Source organism: Saccharospirillum sp. ABV4_185 (assembly GCF_056159245.1).
The window spans coordinates 1,388,170-1,408,325 of record NZ_JBSWUW010000001.1 but is presented as its reverse complement, the minus strand read 5'-3'; the positions used below and the strand labels follow the sequence as shown (position 1 = coordinate 1,408,325).

Annotated in this window: 20 protein-coding genes; 4 read left to right on the top strand and 16 right to left on the bottom strand. The window is 55.9% G+C overall.

Going from position 1 to position 20,156, the window contains the following annotated elements; genetic code table 11:
* Nucleotide 1 precedes the first annotated feature (1 nt).
* The 6 genes from mgrA to ACXAE6_RS06495 form a co-directional block, all read right to left on the bottom strand.
* Entirely contained in the window at nt 2-1,042 is a 1,041-nt protein-coding gene (gene mgrA, locus ACXAE6_RS06520) for an L-glyceraldehyde 3-phosphate reductase (RefSeq protein ID WP_475145929.1), read from the bottom strand.
* 51 nt (nt 1,043-1,093) lie between these two features.
* Nucleotides 1,094-1,891, bottom strand: a complete 798-nt coding sequence (locus tag ACXAE6_RS06515) for an acyl-CoA thioesterase (RefSeq protein WP_475145928.1) — start codon at nt 1,889-1,891, stop codon at nt 1,094-1,096.
* A 46-nt stretch (nt 1,892-1,937) separates the two neighbouring features.
* Nucleotides 1,938-3,026, bottom strand: a complete 1,089-nt coding sequence (locus ACXAE6_RS06510; RefSeq protein ID WP_475145927.1) for a serine hydrolase — start codon at nt 3,024-3,026, stop codon at nt 1,938-1,940.
* Nucleotides 2,987-4,114 carry an acyltransferase family protein gene (locus tag ACXAE6_RS06505; RefSeq protein WP_475145926.1) on the bottom strand — a complete coding sequence of 376 codons (1,128 nt, stop codon included), beginning with the start codon at nt 4,112-4,114 and terminating at the stop codon, nt 2,987-2,989. Before ACXAE6_RS06505 ends, ACXAE6_RS06510 begins: the two co-directional genes overlap by 40 nt.
* Before the next feature lie 61 nt (nt 4,115-4,175).
* Entirely contained in the window at nt 4,176-6,035 is a 1,860-nt protein-coding gene (locus ACXAE6_RS06500) for an ABC transporter ATP-binding protein (RefSeq protein ID WP_475145925.1), read from the bottom strand.
* A 113-nt stretch (nt 6,036-6,148) separates the two neighbouring features.
* Complete coding sequence (locus ACXAE6_RS06495; protein ID WP_392797316.1) at nt 6,149-6,460, bottom strand: putative signal transducing protein; 312 nt, start codon at nt 6,458-6,460, stop codon at nt 6,149-6,151.
* Between the two features lie 121 nt (nt 6,461-6,581).
* Between ACXAE6_RS06495 and ACXAE6_RS06490 the strand changes: the two genes are divergently transcribed.
* Nucleotides 6,582-7,652: an NAD(P)H-dependent flavin oxidoreductase gene (locus ACXAE6_RS06490; protein WP_475145924.1), complete on the top strand. Its 1,071-nt coding sequence runs from the start codon at nt 6,582-6,584 to the stop codon at nt 7,650-7,652.
* Nucleotides 7,653-7,729: 77 nt separating this feature from the next.
* Nucleotides 7,730-8,548, top strand: coding sequence for an ion transporter (locus ACXAE6_RS06485; protein ID WP_475145923.1), 819 nt, complete (start codon nt 7,730-7,732; stop codon nt 8,546-8,548).
* Nucleotides 8,549-8,572: 24 nt separating this feature from the next.
* On the opposite strand, the gene ACXAE6_RS06480 is transcribed toward ACXAE6_RS06485, so the two are convergent.
* From ACXAE6_RS06480 to ACXAE6_RS06440, 9 genes are all read right to left on the bottom strand, one after another.
* Nucleotides 8,573-9,622, bottom strand: a complete 1,050-nt coding sequence (locus tag ACXAE6_RS06480) for a protein-glutamate methylesterase/protein-glutamine glutaminase (RefSeq protein WP_475145922.1) — start codon at nt 9,620-9,622, stop codon at nt 8,573-8,575.
* 3 nt (nt 9,623-9,625) lie between these two features.
* Nucleotides 9,626-10,111, bottom strand: a complete 486-nt coding sequence (locus ACXAE6_RS06475) for a chemotaxis protein CheD (RefSeq protein WP_475145921.1) — start codon at nt 10,109-10,111, stop codon at nt 9,626-9,628.
* A gap of 36 nt (nt 10,112-10,147) precedes the next feature.
* The gene (locus ACXAE6_RS06470) at nt 10,148-10,960 is read right to left on the bottom strand and encodes a CheR family methyltransferase (protein ID WP_475145920.1); all 813 of its coding nucleotides are present in this window, start codon (nt 10,958-10,960) and stop codon (nt 10,148-10,150) included.
* 44 nt (nt 10,961-11,004) lie between these two features.
* Nucleotides 11,005-11,553: a chemotaxis protein CheW gene (locus ACXAE6_RS06465; RefSeq protein ID WP_475145919.1), complete on the bottom strand. Its 549-nt coding sequence runs from the start codon at nt 11,551-11,553 to the stop codon at nt 11,005-11,007.
* A gap of 8 nt (nt 11,554-11,561) precedes the next feature.
* Nucleotides 11,562-13,214, bottom strand: coding sequence for a methyl-accepting chemotaxis protein (locus ACXAE6_RS06460; protein ID WP_475145917.1), 1,653 nt, complete (start codon nt 13,212-13,214; stop codon nt 11,562-11,564).
* A 93-nt stretch (nt 13,215-13,307) separates the two neighbouring features.
* Nucleotides 13,308-15,581: a chemotaxis protein CheA gene (locus tag ACXAE6_RS06455; protein WP_475151719.1), complete on the bottom strand. Its 2,274-nt coding sequence runs from the start codon at nt 15,579-15,581 to the stop codon at nt 13,308-13,310.
* Between the two features lie 18 nt (nt 15,582-15,599).
* Nucleotides 15,600-15,923 (bottom strand): STAS domain-containing protein, encoded by a 324-nt coding sequence (locus ACXAE6_RS06450; protein WP_475145915.1) that lies wholly within the window; start codon nt 15,921-15,923, stop codon nt 15,600-15,602.
* Between the two features lie 15 nt (nt 15,924-15,938).
* On the bottom strand, nt 15,939-16,304 hold the full coding sequence (locus ACXAE6_RS06445; protein WP_475145913.1) for a response regulator: 366 nt from the start codon (nt 16,302-16,304) through the stop codon (nt 15,939-15,941).
* A gap of 11 nt (nt 16,305-16,315) precedes the next feature.
* Nucleotides 16,316-17,395: a methyl-accepting chemotaxis protein gene (locus ACXAE6_RS06440; protein ID WP_475145911.1), complete on the bottom strand. Its 1,080-nt coding sequence runs from the start codon at nt 17,393-17,395 to the stop codon at nt 16,316-16,318.
* Between the two features lie 366 nt (nt 17,396-17,761).
* Between ACXAE6_RS06440 and ACXAE6_RS06435 the strand changes: the two genes are divergently transcribed.
* Both ACXAE6_RS06435 and ACXAE6_RS06430 read left to right on the top strand, forming a co-directional pair.
* Entirely contained in the window at nt 17,762-18,544 is a 783-nt protein-coding gene (locus tag ACXAE6_RS06435; protein ID WP_392797340.1) for a ParA family protein, read from the top strand.
* Nucleotides 18,545-18,737: 193 nt separating this feature from the next.
* Nucleotides 18,738-19,493: an SDR family NAD(P)-dependent oxidoreductase gene (locus ACXAE6_RS06430; protein WP_475145909.1), complete on the top strand. Its 756-nt coding sequence runs from the start codon at nt 18,738-18,740 to the stop codon at nt 19,491-19,493.
* Nucleotides 19,494-19,538: 45 nt separating this feature from the next.
* On the opposite strand, the gene ACXAE6_RS06425 is transcribed toward ACXAE6_RS06430, so the two are convergent.
* Complete coding sequence (locus tag ACXAE6_RS06425; RefSeq protein ID WP_475145907.1) at nt 19,539-20,156, bottom strand: cation efflux transmembrane domain-containing protein; 618 nt, start codon at nt 20,154-20,156, stop codon at nt 19,539-19,541.

The following is a 20,156-nucleotide window of genomic DNA, read 5'->3' as shown; positions in this document are numbered from 1 at the left end:
TTCAGGCACGATTACTCGATTCTTCCCACAAATTAATGCCACCATCGGTAGCCAGCTGATCAATTTTACTCAGCTCATCCGCGCTAAATTCGAGGTTGTCGAGCGCCTGCACACAGTCTTCGACCTGCGAGACTTTGCTGGCCCCGATCAGGGCGGTGGTGACGCGCGGATCGCGCAGTGCCCAGGCAATGGCCATTTGCGGCAGCGTCTGACCACGCGCCTGAGCGATGTCATTGAGGCCACGAATTTTGGCAAGGTTGTCATCGGTGATCAGCGCGGGGTTGAGTGCCGCGCCTTTGCTGGCACGACTGGCGCGGCTGCCTTCAGGAATGCCGTTCAGATATTTGCCCGACAACATGCCCTGCGCCAATACCGAGAACGCAATACAGCCGATGCCCTCGTCTTCAAGTACCGGCAGCAAGCCGTCGTTTTCGATCCAGCGGTTGAGCATCGAGTAGCTGGGCTGATGAATCAGACAGGGCGTGCCCAGCTCTTTCAAGATGGCAGCGGCCTCACGGGTTTTTTCCGGGCCGTAAGAAGAGATACCGACGTACAACGCCTTGCCTTGGCGCACAGCGCTGTCGAGCGCCTGCATGGTTTCTTCCAGCGGCGTTTCCGGATCGACTCGGTGCGAATAAAAAATATCAACGTAATCCAGGCCCATCCGCTCCAGGCTTTGGTCGAGGCTCGCCAGTAAATATTTGCGGCTGCCCCAGCTGCCATACGGACCCGGCCACATGTCGTAACCGGCTTTGGTAGAGATCACCAGTTCATCACGATAGGGCGCAAAATCAGTCTTTAAAATCTTGCCGAAATTACGCTCAGCTGAACCCGGAGGCGGGCCGTAATTATTGGCCAGATCGAAGTGGGTGATACCCAGATCAAAAGCGCGTCGGCAAATCTCCTGGGCGTTATCGAACGGCACGTTGTCGCCGAAGTTGTGCCACAGGCCGAGCGAGATCGCCGGCAGTTTCAGACCACTGCGACCACAGCGGTTATACCGCATCGATTCATAACGGTTTTCAGCAGCGCTATAAGGCATGGGTATCTCCAGGTAAAACGGGCTGATTAGCTTAACAGATGCCAGCCGGGTTCAGGCAAAGACGGTGATGGTCTGGCGGCTGACGGCGATCAGCTCACCGTATTCGTCCCAGATGTTGGCATCGGTATGACCATAGCCTTCGCCAGCCTGACGGGTAACAGCGCGGTAGCCAAACCAGGCGTCCGAACTCATCGGCCGGTGCGGATGCAAAAATTCCAGGTTCCAGGTCAGGGTACTGGCGGGTGCGGGTTTTTTCAGTTGCTGCAGCAGCGTCGGCGGCCAGGTGTCGATCAGTGCAATGAGGTGCGCTTCGGTCCAGGCGGCGGGCTGATCCTTAAAGCGCATAAAGCCGCCGTGGTGTGATGTCTTGCTGCCGCTGAACGGAAAGCCACCATCGAGCAAGGTCATATCCAGGTGCTGAAAAAACTGCGGCGTGACGCCGGCAATATAAGGAAACAGCGTGGGTTTTTCCGGCATGACAAAGGGCATTTCGTCGCTGGCTTGTGCACCGGTTACGCTGTCGCGGCGGTCACCGAAACTGGCCAGCAATACCAGACAAACCTGGCCGTCCTGAATCACCCGGGCTTCGGCCTGAGTGACGTACTTGCCCGAACGCAGTACTTCCGTTTTAAAACCAAAATCCTGGTCGGTCGCCAACGGCCCGACAAAGCTGATATTGATGCTGCGTAACGGACGTTCAGCAGCAACCTGATCACGCAATACCCGAAACGCCATGGCGGCCGACAAGCCACCTAAGACGGTGCGGCCCTGGCCCCAATCATCCGGTACCGCTATTTGTCCGTCGGTGCCGCAGGCTGCTGCTGCGGCCAATAATTGATCCAGCGTCATGAGCAGAATTCCTTCGTATTATTGTCGAGGTGAGCGCTGACAGGGCCTATCGATCTGACGACAAGACACCCGATTCTGCCACGGCTTCACCCAGGGCCCGGAACGCCGCTTCAGCTTCGCTCAGGTTGGAGCTGCCGCGCGCGCAAGCGGCAATGATGACGCCTTCAGCCGGCACCTGCCCCGGCACAGTGGCGAGGCCGATATTACAGGCACGCCGATGCTGGGTCCCGGTTTTGTGAGCAAAGCGCACGGATGCGGGCAGCCCGGCTTTGATTCGATCATCACCGGTCTCAATTCGCTCCATGGTCGACAACAACAACGCCGTACTGGCCGGACTGAGCAAGTCGCCACGCGCTAGCGCCTCCAATAAACCACTGTACTGATCAAGCGGCGCCGAGTTCAGGCCAGTGGCGTAATAGCGCTCAAAAGCCTCGTCGAGATCCGCAGCATCAAATTCACTGCGCGGCACGTCCAATACCTGCCCCAGGGCTGTCACTCTGTCTTCACCGTAGCCGGCGGCCTTGATGGCAAACATCCCTCTGGGTGCAAGGTTCATCGCATCCGGATGAAATTCACTGTAGGCATAGCGGCGCACATCCGCCAGGGTGGTGATGCGACCAACACCCAGACCGACGACGCGGCGCACCATGGCGTTCACCTGGTCGGTGCCTAAATAACGCAGCAACACATCGGTGGCGGTGTTATCGCTGTGAATCAGCATCTGGTCAAACAGGTACTGCAAGGTGACGGCGGTACCGGGTTCCTGCCAGTTGGTTTCACCAGCGCCATCGACGTAATCGAGCGGGTCCAAAACGATGCGATCGTTCAAACTAGCACGGCCATCATCGACCGCCTCCAGCAAGGTAATGGCCACCGCCACCTTCACCGTCGAAGCCAGATACCAGGGTTGCATTTCACGCAGGCCAACCACTTCGCCAGTGGATAAATCCTTCACATAAATACCCAGTTCACCCGGGTAATTGGCATCGATTTGTGCCAGGCGAGTGCTCAGTTGTGTGGTCCATTGCGGCGGTTCTTCGGCGTTGGGAGATTCAGCCCAGGCCGGCGCAATACTCAGCGCCAGCCAAAGCAATATCAGCTGTAGCGACGGAAGAGGTCGATAGTTTTGATCCATAGTGCGGTTGCGAATACCAGTCCAAGTGTCAGAGTCAGGGCGTAGCCATAGCTGATGCTGTCTTCGTAGCGGAGCAGAAAACGAAAACCGACAAAGATGACCACGATGTGAAAAATAAAGGCCTGCAGTGAGTTACTGCCGATGATGGTGATGGGTTTCAACAGCAACGCCAAAGCGCGTCCGCCAAATAACGCCAGCGCCAAAATGGCGAAGGCGCCGGCCATACTGAAAGCCATAAATTCAAGCTGGGGTGGATGCTTGCCGACGTTGTACGCCAGGTTATAAAAGCTGCGCTGAAATTCCGGCCAGGCCAGGACGACATAGAGCAACGCACACAGAGCACTGGCGCCACCCAGCACGCCAATCAGCCGCAAGCGCTGGCGCCAGTCGTCCTGAGTGACTCGGATGCCTTCACCGATCAACAGACCGATCAACACCAAAGGTCCACGGGTTAATTGCCCCCAGGTATAGAGTTCCTCGTCTTCGATCAAAATGGCTTTCAATGCCAGGCTGTTAAAACCGTCCCAGACACGCAGCGTTTCGGCCAGCGCGATCATCAACAGCGGACTGAGCAAGCGCAGCCACAGCGGCATGCGCATCCACAGTGATAAAAAGAACGGCACCCAGAGCAGGGCGACGGCGTAAAAGCCGAGCACTTCAACAAAGGAGGGAAAGATCTCGTACAACAAGGCACCGACAATCAGCGAGGGCTCAACGCCGTCGAATAATTCGATCACCGTTAGCACCTTGTACCAGAACAACACCTTGAAGCCGGTCAGGAAGAGTTTTAACCGGTAGCGGGGCCAATCGTCGGTACCGACGCGGGGCAGGAAGGCGGCACCGAGGGCGATGCCGAACACCATAATAAAGAGGGAGGAGGAAAACTTGGTGACCATATGCAAGGGCACCAGGCCCCAGTCAGGCATCTGATCGTATTCGACCAGACCGCGAATACCATGACTGAGGATCATCAAAGCCACGGCCACACCACGCGCCAGATCGATGGCGTCGACACGGCCAGACAACGCCAGGGTCGATGGCCGCGCCCACAAATTCAATGGCGCTGCTGCGCCGGCAAGCTGAGTCACAACGTCGTTCCTCTAGGTGACAGCAGCCTCCAACTTACCCAAGGCCTAACAACTTCGCCACCTAAGAGGTCTCAGTTTGCGCATCGGCTGCTTCTTTCAGACCGAGAAAACCACCGGTCTGATGCGCCCACAGCTGCGCATAAATTCCGCCGCTGGCAATCAGTTCGCTGTGCGTGCCCTGCTCAACAATACGGCCCTGGTCCATCACGATCAGCCGGTCCATTGAAGCAATGGTCGACAAGCGGTGAGCGATGGCAATGACCGTCTTGCCCGCCATCAGGGTATTCAAACTGTGCTGAATGGCGGCTTCAACTTCCGAGTCCAGCGCCGAGGTGGCTTCATCCAGAATCAGAATCGGCGCGTTCTTGAGCAACACCCGGGCAATGGCAATACGCTGCCGCTGACCGCCGGATAACTTAACGCCGCGCTCACCCACCTGGGCGTCATAACCGGTGTTGCCGTAAGGGTCGGTCAGGCCTTCAATAAACTCATGCGCTTCGGCCTGGCGGGTGGCGGCGAGCAGTTCTTCTTCGCTGGCGTCGGGCCGGCCGTAAAGAATGTTGTCGCGCACAGACCGGTGCAGCAAAGAAGTATCCTGAGTCACCATACCGATGTTGGCGCGCAGGCTTTCCTGAGTCACGTCGCGCAAGTCCTGACCATCGATGCGCACTGCACCGCCTTCGACATCGTGAAAGCGCAGCAGCAGATTCACCAGCGTCGATTTACCGGCGCCGGAACGACCCACCAGACCAATTTTTTCACCCGGTTTGATGGCTAAATCGAGCGCCTCGAAAACGCCTGCTTCCTTGCCGTAATGGAATTTGACGTTGTCGAATTCGATATGGCCCTGATCCACTTGCAGCACCTTGGCGTTGTCGTTATCGATAATCTCGTGCGGCCGCGACAAGGTGGTGATGCCATCGGCCACGGTGCCGATGTTTTCAAACAGCGCCCCGACTTCCCACATAATCCACTGCGCCTGGCCATTCAGTCGCAACGCCAGACCCACGGCAATTGCCATGGCGCCAACGGTCACCGCCTGGTTGATCCACAAGCCGATGCACAAGGCGGCGATGGAAAACACCAGCAGATAATTCAACAGGCTGACGCTGAAATTAAAGCCGGTAACCAGACGCATCTGACGATAGACCGTGGTCATAAAATCGCTCATACCCGAACGCGCATAGTCAGCTTCACGGGCGGTATGCGAAAACAGTTTTACCGTGGCGATGTTGGTGTAGCTGTCGACGATACGACCGGTCATGGCGGCGCGCGCATCGGCCTGCTCGGTCGACACCTTGCGCAACCGTGGCACGAAATACAGCATGATGGCGGCGTAGCAACCAAACCAGATCGACAACGGCAACAACAGCCAGACATCGGCACGCACCAGCATCACCGTCATGGTGGTGAAATAGACCAACACATAAACCATGACATCGAGCGTTTTCATCACCGACTCGCGCGCGGCAATCGAGGTCTGCATCACCTTGGTGGCAATACGGCCGGCGAAATCGTTTTGATAAAAACCCAGACTCTGTTTCAACAGATAACGGTGCGCCATCCAGCGAATGGACATCGGGAAATTACCCAGCAACGCCTGATGAATAACCGCCGTTTGCAGCAACACCACCAGCGGCAAAACCACCAGCGTGATGACCGCCATAAACAACAAACGCCCGCCTTCATCGCGCAAAAAGGTGGTGCGGTCCTGATCGGCCAACCAATCAACCAACTGACCGAGAAACCCAAACAACATCACTTCCAGAATGGCCAGCGTTGCCGTCAACGCCGACATCAACAACAAGGGCGCGCCCATGCCACGGGTATAGTGACGCAGAAACGCCAGCAGCGTTGCAGGGGGTTGGACCGGTTCTTCAGGCGGGAAGGGGCGTATCAGACGTTCGAAAAAGGCGAGCATGCAATCCTCGGTAGCCGACTGGAGGGGCGCCAAGGATAGCCTAAATTGAGCAGCGGCTCTGCCCAATCAGGCAACTTTATCAGCAATCCTTTGGCAGCCGTTGCGTACAGCCATTATTCCAGGCGACGTTCCCGTTCACAGGCCCAGCAATGATCGAAGCTGGCCGCGTTCAATTCACCACACTGGCCGCAATACCAATCACGTCCTTCGGCCTGTGACTGATCAGCTTCTATCAGCCGCTGCGCCAGTTCAACATCACGTTCATCAAGCACCCAGAGCTCGGGCCAGACATCGATCGGCGCCAGTTCGCCCAGCGCACCGGCGGCGAATTCATTGCGCACTTCGCATTCAATGCCGCGCTGCAACAAACGGTTGCGCACGTTATTGACGGCAAAATGATGCGGATGGGTATAGACCAGTTTCATAGCAGCAACGACGGCCTTGTTATGATGACTGGAAAACTAGCACAGCCATGCACGACTGTAGACATTGACCGGCAAAGGCGTTTCCATGGCCGCATAGCAACAACGCTGGAGCCGCTTACCTATGCCTGCCAACAACGATGCCTGGTCGTCACTTCAGCTGCGTTATCCCATCGTTCAGGCACCGATGGTCGGTGTCTCCACACCCCAACTGGCGGCGGCGGTATCGAATGCCGGCGGCCTCGGCTCCATCGGTCTCGGTGCCAGTTCGGTGGCCCAGGCGCGCGAGCTGATTGCGGCGACCAGGGCGCTGACCGCACAACCGTTCAACGTCAATCTGTTCTGTCACCGCACACCCAGACCAGACCCGCAACGCGAGGCCGCCTGGCTGAACTTTCTGCAACCCTGGTTCGAACAGTTCGGCGCCGAGCCACCCCAAAAGCTGGACATTCCTTACCTCAGTTTTAATGACGATCCCGACATGCTGGCACTGCTGCTGCGCGAGCAACCCGCTGTCGTCAGCTTTCACTTCGGGCTACCACCGAAGGACTGGGTCGCCCAATTAAAAGCCAAGGGCAGCGTTACGCTCGGTTGTGCCACCAGCGTCGATGAAGCGCTGCAAATCGAAGCCGCCGGTGTCGATATCATCATCGCCCAGGGTTTTTCTGCCGGCGGACACCGAGGCACTTTTGAACCACAGGACGGCGATTCAGAACTGGACACCGAGACTTTGTTGCAACAGATTCTGACGCATTGCCAGCGTCCGGTGATCGCCGCCGGCGGCATCATGACGGGCCAGCACATCCAAACCACCTTGAACGCCGGCGCCCTGGCGGTACAGCTGGGCACGGCTTTTATTCTTTGCCCGGAATCGTCTGCCAGCACCACACATCGTCAAAGGCTGGGTTTAAATCAGCACATCCAGACCGGCATCACCGCGGCCATATCCGGGCGGCCGGCACGCGGCATTATCAACAGCGCTTACGGCGAAATAACCGGGCCGGACGCGCCAGCCTTGCCGGATTACCCCATCGCCTATCAGGCCGGTAAAGCGCTGGCAGCGGCAGCGGCGGCCGCAGGCAGCAGCGACTTTGCCGCCCATTGGGCCGGCACCGGTGCCGCCCAGGCTCGTGCCCTGCCGGCGGCCGAACTGATCAGCATCCTGGCCGACGAAGCCGGCTTAAACCGCGACTAGCCCGCATCACAGCGCGAAAGCGTTGAGCAAGGCCGGGACTGCCACTAGAATCAGGCGGCATTACAGTGGAGAAACCCATGCAGCCCTCGGCCCCGACTGGCTTTGCCGCCCACCTCAAGCGCATCGAATCGAGCCCGCTTTTTCAAGGCAGCGTTATCTTTATCATCATCCTCTCGGCGCTGACCATCGGCGCCAAGACCTATGATATTCCGCCGGTTTTCGAGCACACACTTTCAGTACTTGATAACGCCATTACGATTTTCTTCCTGATCGAAATTCTGCTGCGTTTTATGGCCTGCGATGACCGCAAACGCTTCCTGCTCGATGGCTGGAATTTATTCGATACCCTGGTGGTTATCGGCAGCCTGATTCCACTGGAAAATTCCGACGTCATTCTCATCGGTCGACTGTTGCGCGTCTTCCGCGTGCTGCGACTTGTGTCGGTAGTGCCGGAACTGCGTTCGCTGATCAATGCCTTGTTCAAAGCCATTCCGCGCATGGGCTATATCGCCCTGCTGATGTTTATCATCTTCTATATTTACGGCGCACTCGGCTCGCTGTTTTTCAGTCGCATTAACGAAACGCTGTGGGGCGATGTGTCGATCTCCATGCTAACCTTATTCCGCGTCGCCACCTTCGAAGACTGGACTGACGTGATGTACGAAACCATGGAAATTCATCCGCTCAGCTGGATCTATTATCTGACCTTTATCTTCCTCACCGCCTTCGTGTTTTTAAACATGATGGTCGGTGCCATTCTGGAAGTGATGCAGGCAGAACAGGAAGCGGAAAGCCAGGAGCAGGCGCAGCAGGAACGTCAGGATATGAATGAACAATTAAATCGCATTGAGGCGCAACTGGAAGCGCTTCAGCAACAGCGCCAAGGCGACAACTAGATAGCGACGAGCGGCTGCTTTGCGTTAGTTCAACGCGCGCATGATTTCAGCCGGGATGCTGTCCAAGGCTATGGTGCGATCCGCGGCGTCCATCGCCAACGCCTCTTTGGGCATACCGAAGACCACACAGCTGGCTTCGTCCTGAACCAGCGTCAGCGCACCCGCCTCGCGCATCTCCTTCAAACCCCGGGCGCCATCATCGCCCATGCCGGTCAGTAAAAAACCGGTGGCGTTGGCGCCGGCCCAACGCGCCGTCGAACGAAACAACACATCCACCGAAGGTCGGTGTCGACTGACCAAAGGACCATCAAAGACTTCGGCGCGATATTGAGCGCCACTGCGCACCAACCGTAAATGCCGACCGCCCGGCGCAATCAATACCTGCCCCGGCAGAATACGATCACCGTCCTGAGCTTCTTTAACACGCATGGCGCACAGTCGATCGAGCCGCTCGGCAAACTGGGCGGTAAAGCGCTCCGGCATATGTTGCACCACAGCAATGCCCGGCGCCGTCGCCGGCAAGGCGCGAAAGATACGCTCCAACGCCTGAGTACCGCCAGTTGAGGTACCAATAACCACCACTCTGTCGGTGGTCGTCACCATGGCGTCGCGCTGGCGCGGCGCAGCAACATGAGCCAGAGGTTCGGCGGCCGGCTTGATATTGGATAGCCGGGCCTGGGCGGCACCACGAACGGCCTGCACAATGTCACCGGCGTCGTCTTCGAGGAATTTTTTCAGCCCCATCTTGGGCTTGTTGACGATACTGACCGCACCGGCGGCCATGGCTTCCATGGCAGTCGCGCTGCCGCTTTCGGTCAGCGACGAGCAGATCACCACCGGAACCGGGCGCTCGACCATGAGCCGCTTAAGAAATGTAATGCCGTCCATGCGCGGCATTTCCACATCAAGGACAACAACATCGGGCCAATCCTGACGCATTCGCTGCTCGGCAAACACCGGATCGGACGCAGCCCCGATGACGCTAATGCCCGACGCTTCATTCAGCATTCGAGTCAGCACCTGACGAACGACTGCCGAGTCATCGACGATCAATACCCTGATATCCTGGCTCACCCGTTATCCTTCTGGTTTATTACTAGCAAAGGCATTTCCCTTTCGGACCCAGACATCACCGTTCCAGACTTCCATAAACAGCGTGCGGTGCACGTTGCCGCCAACATCCTGCGCCAACACCTTGATATTACGCTCCGCCAACGCCTTGCTGGTCCACTCGATGTTGCGCGCGGAAATATCAACCGATCCGGCCTTACGTTCGATGCCGTGAAACATATTACCGCCGCCAAAAACCTTGGCCTGAAATGCGCTCAAATCCAGGCCTGACCGGGCCGCCTGGCGTTCAAAAAAAGCCAGCGCCTGACTGCCATAATAGCCCGGACGTTCCGAACGTTGTTTGGCATCCCGGCCCGGTTCAGGCAACAGAAAATGGCACATCCCACCCAAGGCGTATTCGCGATTCCACAGGGTGATAGCGATACAGGATCCGAGCAGTGTGCGCACCACCCTGTGACCACTACCAAACCAGATGTCGCCGGGTGACAGCACCACGACCTCCGGATTTTTATCCGCTAAATGCATAAATTATTGAGCAAGATAAACGGACGGCCGAACCAGTTTGTAGCCATCCACGATGCCAAAGAGACTTTCCGAATGCCCGACCAGAAGATAGCCGCCAGGCTTCAGGCACTGGCGTAAACGCGTCAGTATTCGCGCCTTGGTATCACGGTCGAAATAAATCATCACGTTGCGTAAAAAAATCATATCGTAAGCTGCCGTTTCCAGCTGGACATCCAGCAGATTGCCTTGCTCAAAATGCACCCGCTCACGCAGCGGACGCTCAATCAACAAGGTGCCTGCTTTGTCATGGATCCCTTTCAGACAATAGCGTTTCAAATAGCGTTCGGGTAAGCGCTGCGCCCGCGACATCGGATACACCGCCTTGCGCGCCGCTGTCACCATACGCGCACTGATGTCGGTACCATCAACCCGCCAGCGATCTATAGGGCTGTGTTCGGACAACACCATGGCTAAAGTGTAGGCCTCTTCTCCGGATGAACAAGCCGCGCTCCAAAAACGCAGTTCGGATGTTTTAACACTGGGCAGGAATTGCTCGCGGATAAAATCGTAATGGGCGGGTTCGCGATAGAAGTAGGTTTCATTGGTGGTCAGCAAATCGACCGCTAATTGCCGCTCCGCACGCTGTTCGACATTGCCGGTTTGTGGCGAGACATAATCGAAATAGGCCTGGTAACTGTCGAATCCCAGGAGTTTCAGGCGCTTGAGCAAACGACCACCCACCAGCGCCTGTTTAGCATCCGGTAAATGAATGCCGGCAGCTTCATACATAAAACGTACAAAGAGCCGGAATTCTTCCAACGATAAAACGGGTTGCAAATGCCTTCCCTCAGCCTGACACGATCAGCGGTGCTGAATAACGATCAGTGGTCATCCGCTGGTTGTGACGCAGCGGGGATCTCGTTGACCATGGCCAGTTCCTGAGTCGACAACACACAGTCAACATCGAGAATAATGACGAACTCGCCGTTCACCTTACCCATGGCGTCCATAAAGTCGGCGCGGATATGGGCACCAAAGGACGGCGGTGGTTCAATTTCTGTAGCCGGAATTTCCAGCACTTCCGATACCGAATCCACCATGATGCCGATGTCATGATGGTGATCCTCGTTCATGATCTCGATGATGACGATGCAACTGCGTTTGGTGACCTGATTAACCGCACCACCAAAACGCACATTCAGATCAATGACCGGTACCACAGAACCGCGCAGGTTGATCACGCCGCGAATAAAGGACGGCATCATCGGCACCTTGCTCAGGTTGCCGTATTCCAGAATCTCTTTAATCCGCAGGATATTGATGGCAAACATTTCCTGACCCAAATGAAAGGTCAGGTACTGTCCGGCCGTTCCTGATTCAGCCTCATCCGCCTTGGCTTTGGCGTCGGCTCGACTTATCGGTAGATTCATTCTGCCTCCTAGAACCGGACGTAATTGGACTCATCAACATCGTCCTTGGGCGCCTTCGGTGCAGAGCGTTGGCTGGTTTTGGCAGCGGCCGGAACAGAACGCTGGCGGTTACCGGCGTCGCGTTTTTTATCGGTCGAATCTGCTTCGACCTCATCGGCTTGTTCGGCAATGCGGAAGAAGGTCATCAGGTTTTGCAGTTGCTCAGCCTGACTGCTCATTTCTTCAGCCGTGGCGGCCAGTTCTTCAGATGAGGAAGCACTCTGTTGCGTCACGCTGTTGAGCTGTTCCATGGCATCGTTGATCTGCAAAGCACCGGTGCTTTGCTCTTCCGACGCAGCGCTGATTTCCTGAACCAGGTCGGAGGTTTTCTGAATCGACGGCACAATTTCGCCCAGCAACTGACCGGCACGTTCAGCCAGCTCGACACTGCTGCCAGCAACGGCACTGATCTCCTGAGCCGCGACCTGGCTGCGTTCGGCCAGCTTACGCACCTCCGCTGCCACCACGGCGAAACCTTTGCCGTGATCGCCGGCGCGCGCCGCTTCAATGGCCGCATTCAAGGCCAGCAAATTGGTCTGATAGGCAATGTCATCGATGATGCCGATTTTCTCAGCAATGGATTTCATCGCCGACACCGTTTCGCTGACCGCCTTGCCACCTTCTTCGGCTTCGCGCGCGGCCTTGGATGCCATATCGTCGGTCACCCGGGCGTTCTCGGTATTCTGACGAATAGACGCCGACATCTCTTCAATTGAAGACGTCGCTTCTTCAACGCTGGAAGCCTGTTCGCTGGAACCCTGGCTCAGGCTTTGAGCGGTGGATGACACCTCTTCGGAGGCTGACGCCAGTGACTCAGCCGAACCGCTGACATCGGCGATAATCTGGCGCAGCTTGTGAACCATGATGCGCATACCGGCCAACAACTGACCCACTTCGTCTTTGGATTCATAGTTCAATACCACGGTCAGATCACCATCGGCCAATTGATCCATCGCATCACGGGCACGAGCAACCGGCACGGTAATACCCCGGGTGATCAACCAGGCCAACGTCACCGACATCAACACCGCTATGATCGACAAGGTCAGCATAATAACCAGCGCCGTGCTGTAGGACTCAGCGGCATCGACTTCGTCGTCGTTCAGCAAACGATCCTGATGCGCCAGCATTTCCGTCAGCACATCGTCATAGGGCGTATAGGCATCACGTAGCGGACCCGTCAGTTGTTCGATGGCGGCATTTTCATCCAGCCGTTGCGTCATCAAATTAATGAAAATATCCATCTCGCGATAATACGCATCTCGCGCACGCTGAATATTATCCAGCAACCTCAGACCATTATCTGAGACAACACGGCCCTTCATCTCATCGTACATAGCCGTAGAAGACTGCTGCAGGTCGCGCATCTCAGCGGCAATTTCACGACGCTCAGCAAGACTCAGGAAGGGCATCAAGCGCAGGTTACGAATCATCGCATTGGTATTGGTCAGCATGCCATTGGCATTGACTGTATTGGCGTAGCGATCGTTGGCAATGGAATCCAACTCATCATGTATCTGTGCCATATAGTGCATACCCATATAGGCTATAACGCACAGCAGCACCGTCAGCACACCAAACCCGAGCCCGAGTTTGACGCCTATTCTTAAGTTCTTGAGCATCAGAACATCCTCTAATTAGGTGACCGGTTTCAACTGAATCCGGATCTCTATTTCTTCCCTGAACTCATACTCCATTGCTGTCAAATTGCTTGTTTAAACTTTCTGATAACGACCCGTGACTGTTTGATATTCCCGGGTCGCTACGCGAGAAATTAACGACATCACATCGACGATCAACGCCACACCACCATTACCCATGATGGTTGATCCGCTGATCCCCGACAGATGATTGAAAATCGGCCCCAGTGGTTTGATGACGGTCTGGAATTCACCGTGCAAACGATCAACCACTAAACCCACTTTCTGGCTTCCTGAACGCACCACAACAATGTTTTCACGTTCATCATGCTCGCTGTCGATACCAAATAGATCGTGCAACGAAATATAGGGCAGCACTTCATCGCGCAAGTTGACATAGCGCCGGTTCGATTCGACATGAATCTGGGAACGATCCAGCTCCACACACTCCAAAATGGTTTCCAGTGGAATAACAAAATAAGAGTCACCAACCTGCACCAGAAAACCATCAATAATGGCCAGCGTCAGCGGCATATGAATGCGGAAAACAGAACCGGCGCCAGGCTCGCTTTCAACCTGAATGCGGCCGCCGAGCTCTTCAATATTGCTACGCACGACATCCATACCGACACCACGACCGGACACATTGGTGACTTTATCGGCCGTCGAAAAACCCGCTTCAAAAATCAGCCCGTAAAGATCGCTGTCGTCCAGTTGCTGGGAATCCTGAATCAGTCCTTTCTCAATCGCCTTGGCGCGAATTTTCTGCGCATTCAAACCACCGCCATCGTCTGACACTTCGATAACGATGCTGCCCGAATCGTGATAGGCGTTTAGCCGAACCGTGCCTTCTGCCGGCTTGCCCGCTGCCAGTCGTTGCGCTTCCGGCTCAATGCCGTGATCGATGGAATTGCGCACCAAATGCATCAACGGGTCGTTGATTTTTTCGACGACGGTTTTATCCAGTTCGGTATCGCCACCTTCCAGACGCAACTGAATACGTTTGTTCAGTTCGATGGACAGATCGCGCACCACACGCTTAAAGCGTTCAAAGGTGTTACCGATTGGCACCATGCGTAGACGCAGTGCTGACTCACGCACTTCTTCAACCAGACCAGCCAGATTACCAATCGATTCAATAACGTTGGCATCACCGCTGTCACGCGCACTCAAAGACGCACCTGCGCCCATGGTGACCAATTCACCCACCAGGTTAATCAGTTCGTCGAGCCGGCGGGCATCCACCCGGATCGATTGCTGTTCGCCGCGTGCCTTCTCTCGCGCTTCGCTCTGTTTTTGCACCGCTGCTTCAATCACCGGCTGCGCAGCATGGCCCTGCTCAACCAGCATCTCACCCAAAGGTGGCGCGCTGCCGGCCTGTTCAGTGGCCGCCTGCTGCGCGGCCAGGGTTGCATCCAGTTCGCGTTGCGTCAGCGAACCGCAGGCCACCAGAATTTCACCCAGCCGGCGTTCACCTTCGGGTGATTCTTTGATTAGACGAATGTAATCAGACAACAAACTCTTCGGTGGCAGGATGCGAATCTGACTGTCTTCCCAGACAAATTCGAACACATCCTCCAATGCCTCTTTACTGGCATCGCTGTACAAACTGACTTCAAAACTCAGGTACAGATGCTCGGCATCAAAGTCGTCGGCAGGCGGTAAATTCGTGTCGATCACTGCGACGCTTTCGATCTCACCCAACTTCTGCAAATAGCGCAGGAAAGACAACGGATCCATACCATCGCGCAGCGAATCCGGTCCAAAGCGCAGGGACAAATGCCAGCGTGGCGTTTGCGCACGGACGGCATCGTCGCCCTCACCAAAAAAGCCAATCAGATAATGATCGAAAGGATCGCCGCCAAGCGAATCATTACGGTGCTGATCATCGTTAGATGGGTCGGCTGTTTCAGTGTCGCTGGTGGAAGACTGGGCGGGTTCGGCAGCGTCTGGTTGCAAACCGGCAGCCTGTTTCAAATCCAGGTGGGCCTGCTCGCACTGCGCTTGCAGTTCGGCACTGGCTTCACTGTTGCCGTCAGCCGCCACGGTTTCGACAAACTCAGCCATACAATCGCGGCATTTGAACAGCGCGCTGATCAGTTGGCTGCTGATAGCGACGCTGCCGGCACGCATTGAATCCAGAACGTTTTCAACCACGTGGGTAAAGCTGACGATTTCGTCGAGCCCAAATAATCCGGCTGAACCCTTGATGGTATGGGCGGCCCGGAAGATGGCATTGAGATGTTCGGCAGTGTCGCCATCGCCGGTCTCCAGTGCCAACAAGCCCTGGTCGATGTCGACCAACAGCTCCCGGCTCTCTTCAATATAGGTTTGCAGCGCCGAATCCATACTCACAATGGAGGCTCCTTAGCTCGCTTGCGACTGGCCGGATAACACCAGCGGATCATTAAAAGTGCCCGCCAGATTCATCAGCTCAATCACATCGATAACCACCTGGCTGTGGTTAATAAAGGCCACACGGGTGCCTTGGGGTGAATGCTTTTTCAGCAACACGAGCAACTGCAATCCCGCTGTATCGAGTTCTTCAACCTGGCTTAAATCCACCTCAACGCTGGGCGCTGCCTGGACGGCTTCCAACAAAGGTGCCTTCATTTCTGCGGCAGAATAGATAGTCATTTCGCCAACAATCGACACTTGGCTAACGCCATCAACCACCTGATAAGACACCATGTTGTTTGCCTCCAGTTAACTGATCAATTTGCTGACCGCACCGATCAGTTGTTGCGGCTGGAAGGGTTTGACAACCCAGGCTTTAGCACCTGCCGCCTTACCTTCTGCCTTCATTCCTTCTTGTGATTCAGTGGTCAACATAATCACCGGTGTAAATTTGTAATTCGGCAGTTTTTTCATTTCCTTGAGAAAGGTAATGCCATCCATATTGGGCATATTGACGTCGCTGATAACCAGGTTAATGCGCTTACCATCGAGTTTTTTAAGAGCGTCCTGACCATCGCTGGCTTCTATCGTTTCGTACCCTTCATCCTGCAAAGCAGTGCACACCACTTGTCGCAATGATGCCGAATCGTCGACCACCAGAATTGTTTTGCTCATACTGCTGTCTCCTAAAAAAAGGTGATATCACCGTCATCGGTAGTGGATTTTTGTTTCGCCGAACCATCGTGATTATCACGCTGCTCAAACATTGCATAACCAGCGGCCATACGCTCAAGCCAGCGGTCGACGTCTAACTCCTGCAATACTGCCTGCTCGTCCAGGCGCAGCAGGTGCTCTTCCATATCGGTTATGGTGCGATTGACTTGGGTCAGAATCTGACTGGTCCGATCCTGGAACTGCAAATCCAGTAATACCTGATCAATGTCGTGTCGGGTGCGATCGGCCTCATGGCGCAGTTGCTCCGCCGACTCATCCATCTCTCTGGCCATCGACGATAGCGACGTTAGTACGCCAGAGAGTTCTTGCTGCGCCTGTGCCTGGGCTTCTTCCTCGGCTTGCACCAGGGTTTCTGCCAGGGTGAACGTCTCGTTGATATCGGTATTGGCGGCGTTCACCTTGACCGACATACTTTCAGCGGTTTCGCGCGACCGTTGCGCCAACTTTCTGACCTCATCAGCGACCACCGCAAAGCCACGGCCTGCCTCACCGGCACGAGCCGATTCAATGGCCGCATTCAACGCCAATAAATTAGTTTGTTCGGCAATGCCGACAACCTCGCTGGCCAGATCACTCAGGTCACGGGTATAGGCCGTCAACGAACGCACACCCTCGCGAATTTCGCTGCGCGTATGTTGTGTGGATTTCAGTCCTTCCATAACGCGCGCCAGTTCCTCCTGGCTGTTATTAAAGACCTGAGCCACGGAGGTATTACTGCTGGAATGCTGACTGCTAGCGGTGCTTTCACGCAGCCGGCGCGCCAGGCCACTGAAGGTTTGAGAAAGGCCTTGCACCGCCGCTTCAGTTTGCTGCTCAGCGGTTCCGATATGACGTTTCCACAGGGGTAATGACGCCAGGATGGCAGCGATGGCGACAGCATTTTTGTCATCGACCGACGACAATGGCTCTGCGGTAATCGCCGGTTCGGCCACCGCAGCAGGTTTATAAAGCAGAGCTAGAATCAAGCAGAGAACAGCGACAATCGCCAGGCCGATCATCCAACTGAGTGGCGCACCCATCAGGCTCAACATGACGATACCGATAACGGCTGGAAGGGCCACTATCAGTTTACCGAGCGCCCAAAACCCATGACCCTGAGTCAATTTATCCGTTAGTATCATTACGCTGCCTTGGAATAGAATCTAAGGAAAACAATGAGTTACAACTTAGGCATCCTTGTCGGGCTGCCAAACGTCAACAACCAAACATGTCGGTTTGTAACAAGACAGCTTCTGTTATATCGGCAAGCCTAGCAGATTGTTTAAAATCCGATTGGCCACCGTTGCAACGCTCGGTTCCAAAACCGGGCAAGCTCACAGCCATGTGCTATTACTAAAGATTAGCCCAATTCTGCGGCTATAAAGCCAACAACCTATTCAGAGAAAGGAACCAGCCCCATGGTCATATGGTCCGTGGCGAACCAAAAAGGGGGGGTCGGCAAAACCACCACCGTTGTCAGCCTTGGCGCCTTGCTCGCCGAGCAGGGCAAGCGGGTCTTATTGCTCGATCTGGACCCCCAAGGCAGCCTGACCAGCTATTTCAAAGACGACCCTGAGTCGCCACAGCCGGGCAGTTATCATCTGTTTCAGCCAGCCGAAACGCGGCCGCATCCGGTCAGCCTGTTGGTTGAAACCGGGCTGCCCAATCTAACCTTGATTCCCGGCCGCACTGCTCTGGCGACGTTGGAGAAAAACCTCACCCGCCAGGCCGGCATGGGCCAGACCATCAGCCAGGCGCTGAAGCTGCTGAGCAACGATTTCGACCATGTCCTGATCGACACCCCGCCGCTGATCGGCCTGTTGTTAATCAACGCCCTGGCCGCGGCTCACCGCCTGATTATTCCGGTTCAGACCGACCCCATGGCGCTGTCGAGCCTGCAAGGTATGACGGCGACACTGAACCGCTTGCGTTCATCGATTCACCGGCCGTTGCCCGACACCCTGGTGCCAACGCTCTACGACCCACGCACCCGTTCCTCGCAGCTGTGTTTGCAGAATCTTAAAAAAGAATACGCCGACCGCCTGTGGCCAGAACCCATACCGGTCGACACCGGCTTTCGCGATGCCGCTCGCCTGGGCGTGCCCCTGGGTGATCGCAATGCCGACAGTCCGGGTTGGTTGGCTTATGGTCGTTTGCTGAATTCGCTGTTGCAGGAAGATCGTGAACAGCTGAGTGCTTAATAATTTAAATCGTTCAACCATTAAAAAGCGAACCGCTCTGGTTCGCTTTTTTTGTATCTGCTGAGCGCCAAGCGGGAACCCTGTCGCGATAGTCATGTGAAAAAAGTGATATAACCAAGGAGCGCCCGACGGCAAGGATGCATAAGGATAGCGGCGGGCATAACAGACTCATCTGCGCAAAGGAGAAAACCCCATGTCAGCAATCCAGCAAGTCGCTGTTATTACCGGCGCCGCCAGTGGCCTGGGCCAGGCCGTCGCCTTGAAACTGGCCGACCAGGGCAAGCGCCTGGTGCTGATCGACGTCGACGCCGAGGCCGGCCAGGCCACCCAGACGCAACTGCAAAAACTCGGCGTCGACGTGCTCTTTGTGCACGCCGATGTCAGCCAGGCCGAGCAGGTAAAACACTACGTCGATGCCGCTGTGGAACGCTTTGGCCGCATCGATCTGTTCTTCAATAACGCCGGCATTGCCGGGCCGGGTACGGCCTTTGTCGACAACAGCATTGAGCAAATCGATGAGGTACTGAACATCAACCTGCGCGGCGCGCTTTACGGTTTGAAATACGTACTCGAAGTGATGCTCAAGCAAGGCGGCGGCAACATCGTCAATATGGCGTCGTCGGCTGGTTTGGTCGGCATCGAAGGGGTCGGTACTTATTCGGCCACCAAACACGGCATCGCCGGCATCACCAAAACCATCGCCGTGGAAAACGCTAAAGACGGCATCCGCATCAACGCCGTCGCCCCAGGCGCCACCAATACACCGCTGATCAAAGCCTATCGTCAGGCACATCCTGACATCGTTGCGCGCAATGAGGCGGCCATTCCGCAGCAACGCTTCGGTACACCCGAGGAGGTGGCCGAACTGGTGGCCTTTTTATTCAGCGACGCTGCGCCCCACCTTCATGGGGTAATTGTGCCGATTGATGGTGGCTTTACCGCCCAGTAAAGCGACGCCTGACACCAGGCTGAGCTGCAGCTAACTTCGACGGCGTCATCGAGCGGCGACAAAACCTTCTTGCCAGGCTTGCCGCAGTATCTGTAACGCCGAGCGCAGGAAGAGCGTCGCCATTAATGCAGCCACCAGCAGATCCGGCCAGGCGCTGTGGGTGAAGCCGACGGCGATGGCCGCAGCAATCACGGCCAGATTGCCAATGGCGTCGTTGCGACTGCACAGCCAGACCGAGCGGACATTGGCATCGCCGTCGCGATAACGCATTAACAGCGCTACGCTGATCAGGTTCGCCGCCAGGGCAAGCACGCCGATAAAGCCCATGGTCGTGGCATGGGGCACGCCCAACACCGTCACCTGATAAAGGGTGTAACCGAGCACCCAGATACCCATCAGCGCCAGACTGACGCCTTTGATCATGGCGACCCTGGTGCGGCTGCGAAGCGAACGGCCGATAACCAAGAGGCTCAGAGCATAGGTCAGGCTGTCGCCGAGAAAATCCAGAGCATCGGCCTGCAAGGCCTGCGAACCGGCCATGGCACCTGCCAACATTTCCACACCGAACATGAGCGCATTGATGGCAATGATCACCCACAAAACGCGGCGATACGCCTTGGATTGGCCATCAAAACAGAGGTTCTGACCACAACAATCGCTCAC